Raw genomic sequence first — 18,740 nt, forward strand, 5'->3', positions numbered from 1 at the left:
CGGTGCTGAAACAGTGGGGCCGGGCCGGGTGCTTCGCGGGTTTGGCGCCGCGAAGCGCCCGATGCCGGAGCTGTGTCTCACACTGAAACAGTCTGTCGCGAAATGGGACGTTCCGGTTTGCCGGTGGCTAGATGAAATCCTCGGCGAAAAGCCCCCAATCTATTGAAAACAAAGGTTTTTGCGCAGGCTGGCACACTTTCTGTATCAGCCCTCGTCACATGCACCAGCGGTATCAGAGCGTGCGATAACGATAAGAACAACACCGTGGAGGTCTGACCTTGAAGACGACTCGACTCCGGCGGCATGCGGGCAAACTGGCGCTGGTCGCCGCCGCACTGCTGAGCACCCAGGCCATGGCGGCCGAGCAGGGCCCGAGCCTGTTGCAATCGAAGTGCATGGGGTGCCACATCCCCGAAGGTAACGACAGTTACAGCCGCATCAGTCACCAGCGCAAGACCCCCGAAGGCTGGCTGATGAGCATTGCGCGCATGCAGGTGATGCATGGGCTGCAGATCAGCGACGATGACCGTCGCACCCTGGTCAAGTACCTGGCGGACAAGCAAGGCCTGGCACCCAGCGAGACCGAAGGCGTGCGTTACGCCATGGAGCGCCGGCTCAATACCGTCGAGCATTTCGACGACCAGACCAGCCAGATGTGCGGCCGTTGCCACTCCGGTGCCCGCGTCGCCTTGCAGCGTCGCCCGGCCCAGGAATGGGAACACCTGGTCAACTTCCACCTCGGCCAGTGGCCGTCCCTCGAGTACCAGGCCCAGGCCCGCGACCGCGACTGGCTGGACATCGCGCTCAAGCAGATGGTCCCGGACCTGGCCAAGCGTTACCCCCTCGACAACCCGGCCTGGACCCAATGGCTCAAGAACCGGCCCAAGGCCGATGCCTTGCCGGGCCAGTGGGCCTTCAGCGGGCACATGCTGGCCAAGGGCGATGTGCGCGGTGTGATGAGCGTGACTGCCGACAAGGACGACACCTTCAAGGTCGAGGTCAAGGGCACCTACGCCGACGGCACGCCGTTCAACGGCAGCGGCTCGGCGATTCTCTACAACGGCTATGAGTGGCGCGGCACTGTGAAGGTCGGCGACAGCAACCTGCGTCAGGTGTTCGCCGCACTCGATGGCGAGATGAAAGGCCGCATGTTCGAGGCCGAGCACGACGAGCGTGGCCTGGACTTCAGCGCGGTGAAGGAGGGCAAGGCACGCCTGCTGGCGGTGCAGCCGGCGTTCATCAAGGCGGGCAGCGAAAGCGAGATCACCCTGGTCGGCAGCGGCCTGTCCGGCAAGCCGGCATTGGGCGCCGGGGTCGAGGTGACCGAGGTGCTGGAGTCCACGCCGACGCAGGTGCGGGTCAAGGCACGCGCTGCGGCCGATGCCGCGCCGGGTCAGCGCGAGGTGGCCATTGGCGCGCTCAAGGGCGTGAATCTGGCGGTGTACGACAAGGTCGAGGAGGTCAAGGTGGTCCCGGCCTTCTCCATCGCCCGTATCGGTGAGAACGGCGGCTCCACCCCCAAGGTCCAGGGCCGCTTCGAGGCCGAAGCCTGGGGCAAGGACGCCAGTGGCCAGCCACTGCGTATCGGCTACCTGCCGGCCAAGTGGAAGGTCGAGCCGTACAACGAGCGCGCCGTGGAAGACGAGGACGTGAAGTTCGCAGGCCAGATGCAACCTGACGGCATCTTCATGCCGGCCGGTGCCGGCCCCAACCCCGAGCGCAAGATGATGACCAACAACGCCGGCAACCTGAAGGTCATCGCCGAACTCGAAGACGGCGGCCAGAAGGGCGAAGGCCACATGATCGTCACCGTGCAGCGCTGGAACAACCCACCGTTGCCATGACGGCCGGGTGTCGCGCGTGCCATCCAAGAACGGGCTGAAGAATCATCGAGAGGTCGCCATGGGCGCACTATTGAACCTGGTCGAACGCAACCTGCACGAGGTGCGGGTGGATGCCGACCGCATGCTCTTTCATATCCCCAGCAGTTCGCTGTTCGCCGCCGACGCGGTGACCGGCGACATCATCGACACCCTGCGCCAACAGGGCTGCTCGGCCGAGGAGCTGGTACAACGCCTGGGCCAGCGCTTCGCCGGCCAGGACGTCGAAGACACGCTGCGCGAGCTGATCGCCTTGGAGCTGGTCAGCGACGGCTCGCCACTGACGCCGGAGATCGCCCTGCGCAAGGTCGAGCGCACGGCGCTCAACACTGTGGTGCTCAACGTCAATACCGGCTGCAACCTCAGCTGCACCTACTGCTACAAGGAAGACCTGGACAAACCCTCGGCCGGCAAGAAGATGAGCGCCGCCACCGCCGAGGCCTCGGTGGAGATGCTGCTCAAGGAATCGCCCGACGAGCAGCGCTACAGCGTGGTGTTCTTCGGCGGCGAGCCGCTGTCCAACCGGCCGCTGATCGAGCACATGGTCGCCTACTGCGAGCGGCGTTTCGCCGAGGCGGGCAAGCAGGTCGAGTTCATCATGACCACCAACGCCACGCTGCTGACCGAAGAGATCGTCGACTGGCTCAACGCCCATCGTTTTGGCCTCTCGGTGAGCATCGACGGACCCAAGACCGTGCACGACCGCAACCGCATCACCGTGGGCGGGCAGGGCACCTATGACGTGGTGCGGCGCAAGGTCGACATGCTGCTGTCGCGCTACCACAGCCGGCCGGTGGGTGCGCGGGTGACCCTGACCCGTGGCATCACCGATGTGGAGACCATCTGGAACCACCTGTTCAACGAGCTGGGGTTCGCCGAAGTCGGTTTCGCCCCGGTCACCTCAGGCGACATGGCCAGCTTCAACCTGACCGGCGAGGAGCTGGTGCAAGTCTTCGCCAACATGAAAGCCCTCGGGCAGCGCTACCTGGAGGCGGCACTGGAGCATCGCAACATCGGTTTTTCCAACCTGCATCAGCTGATCACCGATATCCACGAGGGCCACAAGAAGGCCCTGCCGTGCGGTGCCGGGCTGAAAATGCTGGCCGTGGACCACGAAGGCGAGCTCAACCTCTGCCATCGCTTCACCGGCTCCAGCCTGCCCACCTTCGGCAATGTGCACCAAGGCGTGAAGCAGGCGCAGCTCAATGATTTTCTGTCCCAGCGCCTGGACCGCAGCGGCACCGGTTGCGACAGCTGCCGTATCCGCAACCTGTGCTCCGGTGGCTGCTACCACGAAAGCTATGCGCGCTATGGCGACCCCACCCACCCGACCTATCACTACTGCGAACTGATGCGCGACTGGGTGGACTTCGGCATCGAGGTCTACAGCCGCATCATGGCCGCCAATCCGGCCTTCATCGATCGCTACATCACTCCGCGGAAGGCGCACTGACATGAAGCACTTGAAGCCCCTGAACAACAAGGCCCGCATCCTTGAGCAGGCCGCCGCCGAAGACCGTGTGGAAGAGGTCGTGGCCATGAGCGCGGTGGCAGGCTGCACCGCCACCACCGACCCGGGCTGGGAAGTGGACGCCTTTGGCGGCGTCAGCTCCCTCTGCCAGCCGATGGAGGCGGACCTGTATGGCTGCTCCGACCCGTGCTGGTGGCCTGCCCAGGTGCCGGACATGATGAGCACCTACCAGGACTGGAACGCCCAGGCCACCAACTCGATGGAAGACTGGCGCAACCTGGGCACCGTATTCCCGAAAGACAAGTGACCGGCCAGACAAGAACAACAAGGGGAAACCGCATGAAACCTGGATTCTGCGCACAGCTCGCGCTCACCGCCGCCGTCTGTGCCGGCGCCTGGACGGCCCAGGCGGCCGACACCGGGCCCGCCCTCACGGCCGGCCACGAATACCTGATCGCCACCAACTACCCGAACAACCTACACGTGGTGGACGTGGCCAGCGACACGCTCTACAAGACCTGCCGCATGCCCGACGCCTTCGGACCCGGCACGGCGATGATGGCGCCGGACAAGCGCACCGCCTACGTGCTGAACAACCATTTCGGCGACATCTACGGCATCGACCTGGACACCTGTGGCACCACCTTCCATGCCAACCTGTCCAATGTACCGGGGGAAGTGGGGCGTTCGATGTTCTCCTTCGCCATCAGCCCCGACGGCAAGGAAGTGTATGCCACGGTCAACCCGACCCAGCGCTTGAACGATCACTACGTGGTCAAGCCGCCGCGCCTCGAGGTGTTCCGCACTGCCGATGGGCTCAATGCCAAGCCGGTTCGCCACTTCCCCATGCCGCGCCAGGTCTACCTGATGCGCGCCGGGGACGACGGCAGCCTGTACGTGGCCGGGGCGGACATCTACAAGATGGACGTGAACACCGGCAAGTACGAAGTGGCCTTGCCCCTGCGCAACTGGAACCGCCCAGGCTATAGCGCGCCGGACGTGCTGTACTTCTGGCCGCACCAGACTGGCCGTCACGAGTTCTCGATGCTCTACACCGTGGCCAAGTTCAAGGACGCCAAGCAGGACCCGAACGAGGCCGCGCTGCTGTATGGCTACCTGAGCGTGGACCTGAAAACCGGCAAGACCCACACCCAGGAGTTCGCCGACCTCACCGAGCTGTACTTCACCGGCCTGCGCTCGCCCAAGGACCCCAACCAGATGTACGGCGTGCTCAATCGCCTGGCCCGCTATGACATCAAGGAGCGCAAGCTGATCCAGGCTGCGAATTTGGACCACACTTACTATTGCGTAGCGTTCGACCGTGCTGGCAGCAAGCTGTACCTGGCCGGGACCTTCAACGACATCGCGGTGTTCGACCCGCAGACGATGAAGAAGGTGAAGAACATCAAGCTGCCCGGCGGAGACATGGCGATCACCACCACCCAGGTGTTCGTCCGCTAGGTCGGTGTGGGCTTCTTCGCGGGTTTACCCGCGAGGAGGCCGATCGGTAAACGCCAGAACAACAAGAGAACCCCCATGCCTGAGCCAAGCTACTCCCAGGGCAGCCCGGACAAGGCCTTGCTCACTCACTGTATCGGCGACGCCTTCGACGCCACCGTCGCGCGCTTCCCTGATCGCGACGCCCTGATCGTCCGTCACCAAGGGCTGCGCTACACCTGGCGCGAGCTGGCCGAGGCCGTCGACCGCCATGCTCGTGCATTGATGGCCCTGGGTGTACAGGCCGGCGATCGTCTGGGCATCTGGGCACCGAACTGCGCCCAGTGGTGCATCACCCAGTTCGCCAGCGCCAAAGTCGGGGCCATCCTGGTCAACATCAATCCGGCGTATCGCAGCAGCGAACTGGACTATGCGCTGGGGCAGGCTGGTTGCCGCTGGGTGATCTGCGCAGGTGCCTTCAAGACCTCCGACTACCACGCCATGCTGCTGAGCCTGGTGCCGGGGCTGCAGGGCAGCCGCCCAGGTGAGCTGCACTGCGAACGCTTGCCTGAGTTGCGCGGGGTCATCAGCCTGGCCAAGGAACCGCCGGCGGGCTTTCTCGCCTGGGATGATTTGCAGGCACGTGCCGATGAGGTCAGCGCACAGGCGTTGGCCGAGCGCCAGGCGCAGTTGCAGCCAAACGATCCGATCAACATCCAGTACACCTCGGGCACCACCGGTTTTCCCAAAGGGGCGACCCTGAGCCACCAGAACATTCTCAACAACGGCTACATGGTCGGCGAAAGCCTGGGCCTGACCGAGCACGACCGCCTGGTGGTGCCGGTGCCGCTGTATCACTGTTTCGGCATGGTCATGGCCAACCTGGGCTGCCTCACCCACGGTAGCACCCTGATCTACCCCAACGACGCCTTCGACCCGCTGGCCACCCTGCGCGCGGTGGCCGAGGAACATGCCACCGCGCTCTATGGGGTGCCGACGATGTTCATCGCCGAGCTCGATCATCCTCAGCGCGGTGAATTCGACCTCTCCAGCCTGCGCACCGGCATCATGGCGGGCGCCACCTGCCCGATCGAGGTGATGCGCCGGGTGATCGACGAGATGCACATGGCCGAGGTACAGATCGCCTACGGCATGACCGAGACCAGCCCGGTGTCGCTGCAGACCGGCCCGGACGATGAGCTGGAACTGCGCGTGACCACGGTGGGCCGTACCCAGCCTAGGCTGGAAAACAAGATCATCGACGCCGAAGGTGCCACCGTGCCCCGAGGGCAGATCGGCGAGCTGTGCACCCGCGGCTACAGCGTGATGCTCGGTTACTGGAACAACCCCAAGGCCACCGCCGAGAGCATCGACGCCGAGGGCTGGATGCACACCGGTGACCTGGCGGTAATGGACGAGCATGGGTATGTGCGCATCGTCGGGCGCAGCAAGGACATGATCATTCGTGGCGGCGAAAACATTTATCCGCGTGAGTTGGAGGAGTTCTTCTTCACCCATCCGGCGGTGGCCGATGTGCAGGTGATCGGTATTCCGTGCAGCAAGTATGGTGAGGAGATCGTGGCCTGGATTCGCTTGCATCCTGGGCATGTCGCCAGCGAAGAGGAACTGCGCGAGTGGGCCAAGGCCCGCATCGCGCACTTCAAGGTGCCGCGTTACTTCCGCTTCGTGGAGGAGTTTCCGATGACGGTGACGGGGAAGGTGCAGAAGTTTCGGATGCGGGAGATCAGTATCGAGGCGTTGAAAGGGTAGGTTTGGGTTTTTTTGGTTGTGTCCATTTTTTTGTGGTGGCACGGCTGACGCTTTCCGCCTTTACGGCGGGTTACTTTGGTCTTGGCCAAAGTAACCAAAGCCGTTGGCTCCCCCATACGGCCCCTGCGCTGCGCTCCGGGGTTCCCTGCGCTCCGGTGCCTTGCGGGGCTTCGCGGCCTCCGGCTTGCTGCGCAAGCCTCCATCTCGCGACTTCGGCTGCGCCGAAGGGCGCTGCGCGCCAACCCCTCCAGACACCTCCACTTGGCCTTCTGAGGTCGCGATAGGTGGTGTCTGGACTGGCGTGTAGTAAGTATCCGTGCGGTCGGTGAAGGTGTCTGGGCTGGCGTGTAGCAAATATCCGTACGGTCGGTGGTGGTGTCTGGACTGGCGTGTAGTAAGTATCCGTGCGGTCGGTGGTGGTGTCTGGGCTGGCGTGTGGTAAGTATCCGTGCGGTTGGTGGTGGTGTCTGGGATGACGTGTAGTAAGTATCCGTGCGGTCGGGGATGGCGCTTGGGGGTACTGGCCAAGCCTGCTATGGGCCGCGCAGCGGCCTTGGTCACTGTTCGAGCCACTGGGGGCTGTTGAAGTTGCTCAGCCGACTATCTGTCTCGGTACATTCCAGCCCTTGCACGGACGTGCGCAACAGGGCCTTCTGCAAGCTCCGTTCGCCAGTGCTCCAGGCCTGTTCCAGCAGCGGCAATACCTTGCGTGGCAACACACTGAACATCGGCTGCCAGAACCCACCTTGGCGCACCATGGCCGGGCTGTCGTGCTCGACTGCCAGGCGCAGCAGGTCGGTGACCAACGCTTGATCCAGGCGTGGGGCATCGCACGCCAGCACCACCACCCAGTCATGCCGTGCTGCCGCGAGCCCGGCGATCACGCCGGCCAGCGGGCCGGGGAAGTCCGCCTCGGCGTCGGACACCAACTGATCGGCATAGGCCCGGTATGCCTCGTGGTTGCGGTTGCACGAGATCACCACATCGTCACTCAGCGGCCGTACCACCCGCTGCACATGGGCCACCAGCGGCTCGCCGTGCCAGGGCACCAGGCCTTTGTCGCGGCCGCCCATGCGCTGGCCGCGGCCGCCGGCAAGAATGAGAACGGAACAAGGGGGCAGGGGAGCAGACATGAAAAAGGGTTCCAGGCAGTCATTGCCCGGAACCCTCCCATGTCACGCAGGTGTTGTCCAGTCAGGCTTCGTGGGGCTGCGCCTGGCTGTCCTTGGCCTGGCGTCGCCCGGCCAGGCGCATCACCACCACGAAGAACACCGGCACGAACACCACCGCCAGGGTGGCGCTGAGCATGCCGCCGATCACGCCGGTGCCGATGGCTTGTTGGCTCGCCGAACTTGCGCCTGTGGCGATGGCCAGGGGCACCACGCCGAGGATGAACGCCAGCGAGGTCATCACGATTGGCCGCAAGCGCAGACGCGCGGCCTGCACCGCGGCGCTGACCGGGTCTTGGCCCTGGTCCACCAGGCTTTTGGCGAACTCGATGATCAGGATGGCGTTCTTCGCCGACAGGCCGATCAGGGTGATCAGGCCGACCTTGAAGAACACATCGTTGGGCATGCCGCGCAAGGTCACCGCCAGCACGGCGCCGAGCACGCCCAGCGGGACCACCAGCAACACTGCGGTGGGGATCGACCAGCTCTCGTACAGCGCCGCCAGGCACAGGAACACCACCAGCAGCGACAACGCCATCAGCAGCGGCGCCTGGCTGCCGGACAACCGCTCCTGCAGCGATAGGCCCGTCCACTCAAGGCCTGCGCCGGCCGGCAACTGGTCGACCAGGCGCTGGATTTCGGTCATGGCCTCGCCGGAGCTGTAGCCAGCGGAAGGCTCTCCGGAGATGGACACCGCCGGGTAGCCGTTGTAGCGGGTCAACTGCACCGGTCCACTGACCCACTTGGCCTGCACGAACGCCCCCAGAGGCACCATCTTGCCGCTGCTGTTGCGCACGTGAATCTTGAGCAGATCTTCCACCTGACTGCGTTGATCGCCTTCGGCCTGCACCACCACCCGCTGCATGCGGCCCTGGTTGGGGAAGTCGTTGACGTAGTTCGAGCCCACGGCCGTGTCGAGCACCGCGCCGATGTCGGCGAACGACACGCCCAACGCGTTGGCCTGGCGTCGGTCGATCTCCAGCTGGACCTGCGGGCTCTCGGCCAGCGAGGCTTCGCGCACGTTGGTCAGCACTTTGCTCTTGCGGGCCTCGTCCAGCAATTGGTCTCGGGCTGCCATCAACGCCTCGTGGCCCATGCCGCCGCGGTCCTGCAAGCGGAACTCGAAGCCGGTGGACTCACCCAGCCCGTCGATGGGTGGTGGCAGCACGGAATACGCCACCGCGTCCTTGAGCTGGGCAAAGGCCTCGGTTGCGCGGTCGGCGATCGATTGGGCGCTGTCCTTGGCACCGCGCTCGGACCAGTCCTTGAGCGTGGTGAATGCCAGTGCGGCGTTCTGCCCGCTGCCCGAGAAGCTGAAGCCCAGGATCAGCGTGGTGTTGCCCACGCCAGGCTCGCCGGCGTTGTGCGCCTCGATCTGCGCGGCCACCTGCTCGGTGCGCATGCGACTGGCACCCGGCGGCAACTGGATGTCGGTGATGGTGTAGCCCTGGTCCTCGGTGGGCAGGAAGGCGCTCGGCAGTTGGCTGAAGCCATAGCCGAGCACCGCCAGCAGTACGCCGTAGACCAACAGGTAGCGGCCGCTGCGCTTGAGGGCATGCACCACCCAGTGTTGATAGCCTTCGCTCATGCGTTCGAAGCGACGGTTGAACCAGCCGAAGAAGCCCTTGCGCTCGTGGTGCTCGCCTTTGGCCAAGGGCTTGAGCAGGGTCGCGCACAGGGCCGGGGTCAGGCTCAGGGCCAGGAACGCCGAGAACAGGATCGATACCGCCATCGACACCGAGAACTGCTGGTAGATCACCCCCACCGAGCCCTTCATGAAGGCCATCGGCAGGAACACCGCCACCAGCACCAGGGTGATGCCGACGATGGCGCCGCTGATCTGGCCCATGGCCTTGCGCGTGGCCTGCTTGGGCGAGAGGCCTTCCTCGGCCATGATCCGTTCGACGTTCTCCACCACCACGATGGCATCGTCCACCAGAATGCCGATGGCCAGGACCATGCCGAACAACGTCAGCACGTTCACCGAAAAGCCCAGTGCGAGCATCGTGGCGAAGGTTCCCATCAGCGCCACGGGCACCACCAAGGTCGGAATCAGCGTGTAGCGGATGTTCTGCAGGAACAGGAACATCACCAGGAACACCAGCAGCATGGCCTCGAACAGGGTGCTGATCACTTGCTGGATCGACACCTTGACGAAGGGTGAGGTGTCGTAGGGGATGTCATAGCGCACGCCCTCGGGGAAGTAACGTGCCAGCTCTTCCATCTTGGCCCGCACCAGGGTCGCGGTCTCCATGGCGTTGGCGCCCGGTGAGAGCTGGACGCTGAAGGCGGTGGACGGTTTGCCGTTGAGGCGTGTGCCGTACTGGTATTCCTGGGCGCCGATCTCCACCCGGGCGACATCGCCGATGGTCACCGTGGAGCCGTCGGGGTTGGCGCGCAGGACGATGGCGGCAAATTCCTCGGGTGTGCCCAACTGGCCCTTGACCACCACGTTGGCGGTGATTTCCTGAGTGCCGCGCCCCGGCAGATCGCCGATGCTGCCGGGGGCGACCTGGGCGTTCTGCGCGGCAATGGCGTCGGCCACGTCATTGGGCGTGAGGTTGAAACCGATCAGCTTCTGCGGGTCGATCCAGATCCGCATGGCTCGCTCCGAGCCATACAGCTGGGCCTTGCCCACGCCCTTGAGGCGGCGGATCTCGTTCATCACGTTGCGCGCGAGGATATCGGAAAGGGCGGTCTCATCGAGGCTGCCGTCCTCGGAAGTGAGGGTGGCCAGCAGCAAAAAGCCCGTGGAGACCTTCTCCACTTGCAGGCCCTGCTGCGTCACCGGGCGTGGCAGGCGTGACTCGACCACCTTAAGGCGGTTCTGCACGTCCACTTGGGCCAGGTCCGGGTGGGTGCCCGGCTCGAAGGTGGCAGTGATGGTGGCGCTACCCAGGCTGCTCTGGGACTCGAAGTACAACAGGTTGTCGGCGCCGTTGAGCTCCTGCTCGATCAGGCTGACCACGCTTTCGTCCATGGTCGCCGCCGAGGCGCCCGGGTAGACCGCGTAGATCTCCACCTGTGGCGGCGCCACGTTGGGGTATTGGGCCACCGGCAACTGGGGCAGGGCCAGGGCGCCGGCAAGCAGGATGAACAGCGCGACCACCCAGGCGAACACCGGGCGGTCGATGAAGAACTGCGGCATGAATCAGGCCCTCACTGGCCAGTGTGCTGAACGATGGGCAGGGTATCTGGGGCAGTGTCGACCTGGACCTGGTCGCCTGCCTTGACGTGTTGCAGGCCTTCGATCACCACGCGCTCGCCTGCGGCCAGCCCCTGGGTGACGATCCAGCGATCGCCCTGGGCGTTGCCCAGTACCACCTGGCGTTCGCTGATGCGCGCCTGCTCATCGACCACCAGCACCTTGGGCACACCGGCGCTGTCGCGCAGGATCGCGCGCTGCGGCACGCTGATGCCCTTCGGTTGCACGGCCTGGTCCAGGCGCACGCGCACATAGCTACCCGGCAGCAGGTCGAGGTCCGGGTTGGGGAACTCGCTGCGCAGGGTGATCTGGTTGGTGCTCGGGTCGACGCTGATGTCTGAGAACAGCAGCTTGCCCGGCAGCGGATAGGCCGTGCCGTCGTCCTGGATCAAGGTCGCCCTGGCCTGGCCTTCGCCGACCTGCTGCAACTCGCCGGCGCGCATGGCCCGGCGAAGGGTGTTGAGCTCACGGGTCGACTGGGTGACGTCGGCGTGGATCGGGTCCAACTGCTGGATGGTCGCCAGCGGTGTGGTTTCGTTCTGGCCCACCAATGCGCCCTCGGTGACCAGGGCCCTGCCGATGCGTCCGGAAATCGGCGCGGTGACCGTGGCGTAGCCTAGGTTCAGGCGGGCACGTTCCAGGGCTGCCTTGGCCTCGGCCACGACAGCGCCGGCCTGGAGGAAGGCGGCGCGGGCATTGTCGTACTCCTGGCGGCTGACTGCCTTGTCGTCCACCAGCTCGCGGTAACGCTGCTCTTGCAGGCGCGCCTGGTACAGGTTGGCCTCGGCTTTGGCCAGGGTGGCGCGGGCGGCGTCGTGGTCGGCCTTGAACGGCGCAGGATCGATCAAGAACAGGACATCGCCCTGTTTGACGTCGCTGCCTTCGCGGTACACGCGCTTGAGCACCACACCGCTGACCCGTGCGCGGACCTCGGCGGTGCGCGGCGCGAGGATGCGACCGCTGAGCTCAGTGCTTATGGCCAGGGGCTGAACCTGCACGGTTTCGACCCGAACCTGGGGCGGGAGTGTCTGTGCGTCCTGCTCGGCGGCGTTGTCGCAGCCGGCCAACGACAGGGTCAGCAGCGCCAGAAGCGCCAGGGGGCGCAGACGAAAAGGGAAAGAAATTGACATGCGGATCTTCCGAAAATGACCGAGCCTATGCTAAGGCAGCCGCTCCTGCGTTGGCTGTGAAGCTATGTAGGGCGAATGTGAAAAAGTGTAAGAATTCTCATTGACGGCCATGGGATTCTATATCCTGCAGCGCGTCAATCCTCTTCATTCACCCGTTCTTCTCACCGCCTATGCCGAATATTCTCCTGGTCGAAGACGACAGTGCCTTGTCCGAACTGATCGCCAGCTACTTGCAACGAAACGATTTTCACGTCCGGGTGATTGCCCGAGGCGACCACGTGCTGGAAGAGTTCCGCCGGCAAAAGCCCGATCTGGTGGTGCTTGACCTGATGTTGCCGGGTCTGGATGGCCTGCAGGTATGCCGCTTGCTGCGTCAGGAGTCGCAATCCCTGCCGATCCTCATGCTCACTGCCCGCGACGACAGCCACGACCAGGTGTTGGGGCTGGAGATGGGCGCCGACGATTACGTCACCAAGCCGTGTGAGCCGCGCGTGCTGCTGGCACGGGTACGCACTTTGCTGCGTCGCAGCACGGTCAACGAACCTCGCCTGGACAGTGACCTGATCCAGGTTGGGGGCTTGCGCATCGACCTGGCCGAGCGTGTCGTCACCTGGCGCGGCGACGAGGTGGAGCTGTCCAGCAGCGAGTACAACCTGTTGGTGGTGCTGGCCCGCAATGCCGGCGAGGTGCTCAGCCGCGACCGCATTCTCCAGCAATTGCGCGGCATCGAGTTCAACGGCACCGACCGCTCGGTGGACGTGGCCATCTCCAAGCTGCGGCGCAAGTTCGATGACCACGCCGGTGAGGCGCGCAAGATCAAGACTGTGTGGGGCAAGGGTTATCTGTTCAGCCGGGTCGAGTGGGAGTACTGACACGCCATGCTGAAGATTCTGGTGCGCCTGTATCTGGTGATCATCGCCGCCTACGCCGGCGCCCTGCTGTTCATCCCCGACACCATCGTCGGCCTGTTCCATGACCGCTTCATGGCCTACAACCTGGAGCAGGCCAAGGGCGTGCAATCGCTGCTGGTGCGCCAGTTCCAGCAAACCCCGCGCGAGCAGTGGCCGCAGGTGGAGCGGCAATTGGCGCAGAGCTTCGCGCCACTGGAAATCAAATTGCTGCGCATGGACCAGGCCGAACTGACGGCGCCGGAGCGCGCGCGCCTGACGCAAGGCCAGAACGTGGTGCGTATCGCCGACTGGGGCTACTACGACACCGCCCTGGCGCCGTTGGACCAGGACTGGCTGGTGAGCCTGTACACCCCACCGGACCCGTTGGACATCAACCTGTTGTCCTGGGGAGTCACGGTGCTGATCGGCGCCGCCATGCTCGGTTGCCTGCTGCTGTGGGTGTGGCCGCACTGGCGTGATCTGGAACGCCTGAAGGAAACCGCCCGGCGTCTGGGCCAGGGGCAGATGGCCGAAAGGACACATATTTCACCACGCTCGAACATCGGCGAGCTGGCCGGGGTGTTCGACACCATGGCCAGCGACCTGGAGCGGCATGTCAATCAGCAGCGCGAGCTGCTCAATGCGGTGTCCCACGAGTTGCGCACACCGTTGACTCGGCTGGATTTCGGCCTGGTGCTGTTGTTCGATGAGGTGCCACCACCATGCCGCAAGCGCCTGCTGGAACTGGTCGGGCACGTGCGTGAACTCGATGAGCTGGTGCTGGAGCTGCTGTCCTACAGCCGCCTGCAGAACGCCGACCAGGCCCGCGAGCGGGTCGAGGTGTCATTGCTGGAGCTGGTCGACAGCGTGCTCGGCGGGTTCGCCGAAGAGCTCGACGGGCGGGGCATTCAGTGGGAAGTGCGGGCCGAGACCCGGTTGCCGCGTTTCGTGCTCGACCCCCGTCTGACCGCGCGCGCCGTGCAGAACCTGGTGCGCAATGCCATGCGCTATTGTGACGAGAGCCTGCTGCTGCGCCTGCGCGCGGAAGAAGACGGCGCGTGCCTGGTGACCGTGGAAGACGACGGCATCGGCATTCCTCCCGAGGAACGCGAGCGGATCTTCCAGCCGTTCTACCGGCTGGACCGTAGCCGGGACCGCAGTACCGGTGGTTTCGGGCTGGGGCTTGCCATCAGCCGGCGGGCCATCGAGGGGCAGGGCGGGACACTGACCGTGGCCCAGTCGGCGCTTGGTGGCGCGCAGTTCAGGATTCGTCTGCCGGCAGGTTAGAGAACGGCCAGGTTGTTCCGACACCAAGGTGCGTTCTTGGCGGGTAAATCGGAGTGCGCAACCCAGCCACTAGGCACCTTTTGCCAGTTGCGCCGACCAGCAGACGAACCGGTCCTTGCCACTGTGCTTGGCTTCGTACAGCGCCTGGTCGGCCCGCACCAGCGCCATGCTCAGGGTGTCACCCTGCTCGACGCGGGTCAGGCCGATGCTGATGGTCACCGGGTGCGCGTTCAGGTCTTCGCGCACCCGCTGACACAGCGCTCCCACTTGCCGCTCGGCACCTTGCTGATCCAGCCCTTGGAAATAGATGGCGAACTCTTCGCCGCCCAGGCGTGCATAGGCATAGCTGGCCATGCTCGCCTTGATGTGCGCGGCCACACGCTTGAGCACCTCATCACCGATGTCATGGCCGAAGCGGTCGTTGACCCGCTTGAAATTATCGATGTCGATCATCGCCAGGTACTGCCCGGATGGGGCCTGTTGCAACTGCTGTTCGGCCTTGAGCATGAACGACCGGCGGTTTGGGATTTCAGTCAGGGCATCGATGTAGGCCTGCTCCATCAGGACCTTGGACAGGTAGAAGTTGTGCAGCTTGGCTTGGCGCATCCGCAAATAGGCGTAGATCACCAGCCCGCAAAGAAACACCGCATAGCTCGTCAACATCGCACCTTCGAGTTCGAGAAACTCGATACGCGTGTGCTGGAAAGGATTGAGCACCAGCCAAGTGATGGCCATGGCACAGAAGAACGACCAACGCTGTACCGGCAGCACCGAAACGCTGTAGAGCACCGTCGACACCCCCAACACCAGCCACACGGGGCGCAGGGCAATGGGAATGCCGTCTATCACCAGGCGCATGCCTAGGGTGATGGTCGCGATGAACATCAGGTTGAGTACGTCGAAATGCTGGCTTTTGCGGATAAACCCAAGCACGACCGTGATGGCGCACAGTGCAGCGAGAAACACCATCGATCGCCAGGTGAATTCCTGATCGCCCAGGTAGCTGACGATCAGGTCGAAGATCAGCCAGATGACGATGCTGACGCTGAATATCAGCAGGCAGAACCGGCGCATGGCCTCGAATTCGTGCTGGCGGAATTCGGCGCGCAGCGCAGCGGGGGCCACCTGCTTGCGCAACTGGTCTTCGATGGTCTTGAACATGCTGGACGGGAACTCCTTGAAGTTCTCTGGTGTTTGATTGGCGCTGTGCTGCAGCGGATGTCTCCGCCCTCAGAGAGTCAAGCCCAGACTGCTCAACTGGTCCAGCCAAGTGCTGGCGTCCCGTCGGGCGAACGTCTGCTACTGCTACCGCGGCGTCGACTGCCGCTCGCCAAGCGCTAGATTGACGCGCTTAATGCCTGGCGGGGAATTTACCTGAAAGAGGAGGTGTTGACTTCCTACGGGGTGGCGGGCTAATTTCCCAACCCATGAACCCATACCTGCAGCGTCGCGCCATTATTATTACCGCCATTATCGGATTGGCGGGCTAGCGCGTACGTGCACCGAACCCGCCCTGGAGGCGGGTTTTTTCTTTCCGACTCCTGGGCCCTCGAAAACACCAGGAGTCATCGATGACCAACCTCAGCGTCAGCCCTCGTAACACCGCCTCGCCCGCGCAGCTGCTTTCAGAGCAGGTGCGCCGCATTCTCAGCGCCCCGGTGTACGACCTGGCCATCGAGACACCCCTGCAACTGGCACCCGCGCTGTCGGCCACCTTGGGCAACCAAGTGCTGCTCAAACGCGAAGACCTGCAACCGACGTTTTCTTTCAAGATTCGCGGCGCCTATACCCGTTTGTCGCGCTTGACCCCAGCCCAGCGCGAGCGCGGCGTGATCACGGCGTCGGCGGGCAACCATGCCCAAGGCGTGGCGCTGGCCGCCTCGCGGCTGGGCATGCGGGCGACCATCGTCATGCCGACCACCACCCCGGAACTCAAGGTGCAAGGGGTGCGCTCGCGCGGGGGGCACGTGGTACTGCATGGCGAAAGCTTCCCCCATGCCCTGGCCCATGCCCTGCAACTGGCCGACAGCGACGGCGCGACCTTCGTGCCGCCGTTCGACGACCCGGACGTGATCGCCGGCCAAGGCACCGTGGCGATGGAAATCCTGCGTCAGCAACCCGGCGCCCTGGACGCGATCTTTGTGCCGGTGGGGGGCGGTGGCCTGGTGGCGGGCATCGCGGCGTACGTCAAGTACCTGCGCCCGCAGGTCAAGGTGATCGGGGTCGAGCCTGAGGATTCCAATTGCCTGCAGGCTGCCCTGGCGGCGGGCGAGCGGGTGATCCTGCCCCAGGTCGGTACGTTCGCCGACGGCGTGGCAGTGGCGCAGGTCGGTGCCCATTGCTTCGAGTTGTGCCGCCATTTTGTCGATGAGGTGGTGACGGTCAGCAGCGACGAGTTGTGCGCGGCCATCAAGGACATCTACGACGACACCCGCTCGATCACCGAGCCCTCCGGTGCCCTGGCGGTGGCCGGAATCAAGAAGTATGTGGCCCGCGAAGGCGTCCAAGGCCAGACCCTGGTGGCGATCGATTCCGGCGCCAACGTCAATTTCGACCGCCTGCGTCACGTGGCCGAGCGCGCCGAACTGGGTGAGCAGCGCGAGGCGATCATCGCCGTTACCATCCCCGAGCGCCCCGGCAGCTTCCGGGCGTTCTGCCAGGCGCTGGGCAAGCGCCAGATCACCGAATTCAACTACCGCTATTTTCCTGGGAAGGAGGCGCGGCTGTTCGTGGGCGTGCAAACCCACCCCCAGCACGACCCGCGCGAGCGCCTGCTGGCCAGCCTGCGCGAACAGGGCTACAACGTGCTGGACCTGACCGACAACGAACTGGCCAAGCTGCACGTGCGCCATACGGTGGGCGGCCATGCTGCGCCAGGGGCGGATGAGCGGGTGCTGCGCTTTGAGTTCCCCGAGCGCCCCGGGGCATTGCTGGGCTTTCTCGAGCGCTTGGGCAAGCGCTGGAACATCAGCCTGTTCCACTACCGCAACCACGGTGCGGCTGAGGCGCGGGTGTTCGCTGCGCTGGAGGTCCCGGGCGATGAGCTGCCAGGCCTGCCCCAGGCCCTGGATGACATGGGCTATCGCTATTGGGATGAAACCGACAACCCGGCGTATCGGTTGTTCCTGGGCTAGGGCAGCGCTCGAGCGCGGATTTCGTGCAGAACCTAGCGCGCAGGGACCGCTTTGCGGTCCTTCAGCGTGTCAGCCACGCTGCGTTTGTAGGCGTGGCCTTGCGCTGGATCAACACCCCTCACTGCAATCAGGCAGATCCTCGAAGACAAACAGACTTTTCGCGAGGGTTCGGCCATGAGCAGCACGTTCTTCATTCCCGCCGTCAACATCATGGGTATCGACTGTCTGGAGGAGGCGATGGCCGCCATCGCAGGTTTCGGCCTGCGCAAGGCACTGATCGTCACAGACCCTGGGTTGGTCAAGGCCGGGGTCGCCGAGCGTATCGCCGGCATGCTGGCCATGCGCGACATCGATTCGGTGGTGTTCGATGGCGCCAAGCCCAATCCGAGCATCGCCAACGTCGAGGCGGGGCTGGCCTTGCTGCGTCAGGCGCGGTGCGACTGTGTGGTTTCCCTGGGCGGTGGTTCGCCCCACGACTGCGCCAAGGGCATCGCCCTGTGCGCCACCAATGGCGGTCACATCAGTGATTACGAGGGCGTCGACCGTTCCAGCAAGCCGCAGTTGCCGCTGATCGCGATCAATACCACCGCCGGCACCGCCAGCGAGATGACGCGGTTCTGCATCATCACCGACGAGGCGCGGCACGTGAAAATGGCCATCGTCGACCGCAACGTGACGCCGATCCTGTCGGTCAACGACCCGGCGTTGATGGTCGGCATGCCGCAGAGCCTCACCGCCGCGACCGGCATGGATGCCCTGACCCATGCCATCGAGGCCTATGTGTCCACGGCGGCAACGCCGATTACCGACGCCTGTGCACTCAAGGCCATCACCCTCATCAGCGACAACCTGCGACAGGCCGTGGCCGATGGTGGCGACCTGAAGGCGCGGGAGAACATGGCCTACGCCCAGTTCCTCGCCGGCATGGCGTTCAACAACGCTTCGCTTGGGTATGTGCATGCCATGGCGCACCAGTTGGGCGGTTTCTATGACCTCCCTCACGGCGTGTGCAATGCGGTGTTGCTGCCCCATGTGCAGCGCTTCAACGCCCAGGTCAGCGCCGCACGGCTGCGTGACGTGGCCAAGGCCATGGGCGTGAAGGTCTGTGCGCTGGATGCCGAGCAGGGCGCTGGCGCGGCGATTTCGGCCATCGAGCATCTGGCGGCGGCGATCGGGATCCCGGCGGGGTTGGCGGAGTTGGGGGCGAAGGTCGAGGATGTGCCGCTGCTGGCGGCCAATGCCCTGAAGGATGCCTGCGGGCTAACCAACCCACGCCCTGCGAGCCAGGCGCAGATCGAGGAGATCTTCAAGGCGGCGTTCTAGGCCAAGTCTTGGGGCGTCTGTACTGACGCTTTGGCGGGTAAACC

13 protein-coding genes are annotated in these 18,740 nt (G+C 64.5%); 9 read left to right on the forward strand and 4 right to left on the reverse strand.

The window, feature by feature from the left end; translation table 11 throughout:
- Positions 1–278 precede the first annotated feature (278 nt).
- The 5 genes from peaA to DQ397_RS11850 all read left to right on the forward strand — a co-directional run bounded on the left by peaA (position 279) and on the right by DQ397_RS11850 (position 6,558).
- Positions 279–1,844: a quinohemoprotein amine dehydrogenase subunit alpha gene (gene peaA / locus DQ397_RS11830; protein WP_043214467.1), complete on the forward strand. Its 1,566-nt coding sequence runs from the start codon at positions 279–281 to the stop codon at positions 1,842–1,844.
- A 58-nt stretch (positions 1,845–1,902) separates the two neighbouring features.
- Positions 1,903–3,333 carry a quinohemoprotein amine dehydrogenase maturation protein gene (gene peaB, locus DQ397_RS11835; RefSeq protein WP_043214468.1) on the forward strand — a complete coding sequence of 477 codons (1,431 nt, stop codon included), beginning with the start codon at positions 1,903–1,905 and terminating at the stop codon, positions 3,331–3,333.
- 1 nt (position 3,334) lies between these two features.
- A complete protein-coding gene (qhpC, locus tag DQ397_RS11840) occupies positions 3,335–3,658 on the forward strand; it encodes a quinohemoprotein amine dehydrogenase subunit gamma (RefSeq protein WP_043214471.1) in 324 nt (107 codons plus the stop codon).
- A gap of 32 nt (positions 3,659–3,690) precedes the next feature.
- The gene (peaD, locus tag DQ397_RS11845) at positions 3,691–4,812 is read left to right on the forward strand and encodes a quinohemoprotein amine dehydrogenase subunit beta (RefSeq protein ID WP_043214474.1); all 1,122 of its coding nucleotides are present in this window, start codon (positions 3,691–3,693) and stop codon (positions 4,810–4,812) included.
- Between the two features lie 75 nt (positions 4,813–4,887).
- On the forward strand, positions 4,888–6,558 hold the full coding sequence (locus DQ397_RS11850) for a fatty acid CoA ligase family protein (protein ID WP_043214477.1): 1,671 nt from the start codon (positions 4,888–4,890) through the stop codon (positions 6,556–6,558).
- Positions 6,559–7,115: 557 nt separating this feature from the next.
- Here DQ397_RS11850 and mobA read toward each other — a convergent pair.
- The 3 genes from mobA to DQ397_RS11865 all read right to left on the reverse strand — a co-directional run bounded on the left by mobA (position 7,116) and on the right by DQ397_RS11865 (position 12,062).
- Positions 7,116–7,691: a molybdenum cofactor guanylyltransferase MobA gene (mobA, locus tag DQ397_RS11855; RefSeq protein ID WP_043215940.1), complete on the reverse strand. Its 576-nt coding sequence runs from the start codon at positions 7,689–7,691 to the stop codon at positions 7,116–7,118.
- A gap of 61 nt (positions 7,692–7,752) precedes the next feature.
- Positions 7,753–10,875 carry an efflux RND transporter permease subunit gene (locus DQ397_RS11860; RefSeq protein ID WP_148921552.1) on the reverse strand — a complete coding sequence of 1,041 codons (3,123 nt, stop codon included), beginning with the start codon at positions 10,873–10,875 and terminating at the stop codon, positions 7,753–7,755.
- 11 nt (positions 10,876–10,886) lie between these two features.
- Positions 10,887–12,062: an efflux RND transporter periplasmic adaptor subunit gene (locus DQ397_RS11865; protein ID WP_043213368.1), complete on the reverse strand. Its 1,176-nt coding sequence runs from the start codon at positions 12,060–12,062 to the stop codon at positions 10,887–10,889.
- 170 nt (positions 12,063–12,232) lie between these two features.
- On the opposite strand from DQ397_RS11865, the gene DQ397_RS11870 reads away from it, so the two are divergent.
- Positions 12,233–12,934 (forward strand): response regulator transcription factor, encoded by a 702-nt coding sequence (locus DQ397_RS11870; protein WP_043213365.1) that lies wholly within the window; start codon positions 12,233–12,235, stop codon positions 12,932–12,934.
- A gap of 6 nt (positions 12,935–12,940) precedes the next feature.
- Positions 12,941–14,239, forward strand: coding sequence for an ATP-binding protein (locus tag DQ397_RS11875; protein WP_043213362.1), 1,299 nt, complete (start codon positions 12,941–12,943; stop codon positions 14,237–14,239).
- 69 nt (positions 14,240–14,308) lie between these two features.
- Here DQ397_RS11875 and DQ397_RS11880 read toward each other — a convergent pair whose 3' ends face one another.
- Positions 14,309–15,400 (reverse strand): diguanylate cyclase, encoded by a 1,092-nt coding sequence (locus DQ397_RS11880; protein WP_043213361.1) that lies wholly within the window; start codon positions 15,398–15,400, stop codon positions 14,309–14,311.
- A 410-nt stretch (positions 15,401–15,810) separates the two neighbouring features.
- Here DQ397_RS11880 and ilvA point away from each other — a divergent pair, with 410 nt between their 5' ends.
- Together ilvA and yiaY are read left to right on the forward strand one after the other, a co-directional pair.
- Positions 15,811–17,373, forward strand: a complete 1,563-nt coding sequence (gene ilvA, locus DQ397_RS11885) for a threonine ammonia-lyase, biosynthetic (RefSeq protein WP_043213359.1) — start codon at positions 15,811–15,813, stop codon at positions 17,371–17,373.
- Positions 17,374–17,547: 174 nt separating this feature from the next.
- On the forward strand, positions 17,548–18,696 hold the full coding sequence (gene yiaY / locus DQ397_RS11890; RefSeq protein ID WP_043213356.1) for an L-threonine dehydrogenase: 1,149 nt from the start codon (positions 17,548–17,550) through the stop codon (positions 18,694–18,696).
- Positions 18,697–18,740 lie beyond the last annotated feature (44 nt).

The sequence above is a fragment of the Pseudomonas sp. CK-NBRI-02 genome, from assembly GCF_008124495.1.
Taxonomy (GTDB): Bacteria; Pseudomonadota; Gammaproteobacteria; order Pseudomonadales; family Pseudomonadaceae; genus Aquipseudomonas; species Aquipseudomonas guariconensis.